The 1,786-nt window shown below is 48.5% G+C and carries 1 rRNA gene; it reads left to right on the top strand.

The features are described 5' to 3' along the window. The first annotated feature begins 170 nt into the window (after positions 1 to 170). A 16S ribosomal RNA gene (locus AC1RPR_RS07775) occupies positions 171 to 1,731 on the top strand. Positions 1,732 to 1,786 lie beyond the last annotated feature (55 nt).

Raw genomic sequence — 1,786 nt, 5'->3', positions numbered from 1 at the left:
TTGATATGATATAAAAGTTGTCAAAAGCAACCAAGTAGATCTTTGAAAACTGAACAAATTTTCGACAAATCAAATGTGTAGGGTCTCTTAACTAAGAGTTAAGAGCAAACATTTGCGAAGTCAATTCGCTAGTTTCAAAAAGTAACAAAACAATAAGAGCAATCAACTTTTTATATGAGAGTTTGATCCTGGCTCAGGATGAACGCTGGCGGCGTGCCTAATACATGCAAGTCGAACGCATTATCTTCACCGAGTGCTTGCACTCACCGAAGATAATGAGTGGCGAACGGGTGAGTAACACGTGGGTAACCTGCCCAAAAGAGGGGGATAACACTTGGAAACAGGTGCTAATACCGCATAATTTGTTAAACCGCATGGTTTGATAATGAAAGACGGCGTAAGCTGTCACTTTTGGATGGACCCGCGGCGTATTAGCTAGTTGGTGAGGTAAAGGCCCACCAAGGCAATGATACGTAGCCGACCTGAGAGGGTGATCGGCCACATTGGGACTGAGACACGGCCCAAACTCCTACGGGAGGCAGCAGTAGGGAATCTTCCACAATGGACGAAAGTCTGATGGAGCAACGCCGCGTGAGTGAAGAAGGTTTTCGGATCGTAAAGCTCTGTTGTTAGAGAAGAATGTAGGTAAGAGTAACTGTTTACCTAGTGACGGTATCTAACCAGAAAGCCACGGCTAACTACGTGCCAGCAGCCGCGGTAATACGTAGGTGGCAAGCGTTATCCGGATTTATTGGGCGTAAAGCGAACGCAGGCGGTTTTTTAAGTCTGATGTGAAAGCCTTCGGCTCAACCGAAGAAATGCATTGGAAACTGGATAACTTGAGTGCAGAAGAGGAGAGTGGAACACCATGTGTAGCGGTGAAATGCGTAGATATATGGTAGAACACCAGTGGCGAAAGCGGCTCTCTGGTCTGTAACTGACGCTGAGGTTCGAAAGCATGGGTAGCAAACAGGATTAGATACCCTGGTAGTCCATGCCGTAAACGATGAGTGCTAAGTGTTGGAGGGTTTCCGCCCTTCAGTGCTGCAGCTAACGCATTAAGCACTCCGCCTGGGGAGTACGACCGCAAGGTTGAAACTCAAAGGAATTGACGGGGGCCCGCACAAGCGGTGGAGCATGTGGTTTAATTCGAAGCAACGCGAAGAACCTTACCAGGTCTTGACATCTTCTGACAAACCTAGAGATAGGCCGTTCCCTTCGGGGACAGAATGACAGGTGGTGCATGGTTGTCGTCAGCTCGTGTCGTGAGATGTTGGGTTAAGTCCCGCAACGAGCGCAACCCTTATTATTAGTTGCCAGCATTTAGTTGGGCACTCTAATGAGACTGCCGGTGACAAACCGGAGGAAGGTGGGGATGACGTCAAATCATCATGCCCCTTATGACCTGGGCTACACACGTGCTACAATGGACGGTACAACGAGTTGCGAGACCGCGAGGTTAAGCTAATCTCTTAAAGCCGTTCTCAGTTCGGATTGTAGGCTGCAACTCGCCTACATGAAGTTGGAATCGCTAGTAATCGCGGATCAGAATGCCGCGGTGAATACGTTCCCGGGCCTTGTACACACCGCCCGTCACACCATGAGAGTTTGTAACACCCAAAGCCGGTGAGGTAACCTTTTAGGAGCCAGCCGTCTAAGGTGGGACAGATGATTAGGGTGAAGTCGTAACAAGGTAGCCGTAGGAGAACCTGCGGCTGGATCACCTCCTTTCTAAGGAATATTACGGAAACCTACACACTTGTCGAAAATTTGTTTAGTTTTGAGG

The organism is Dellaglioa sp. CoH-57-MRSF-22 (genome assembly GCF_056781895.1).
Note: the sequence above shows the minus strand (reverse complement) of the source record. Positions and strands in the feature narration are given on the sequence as shown.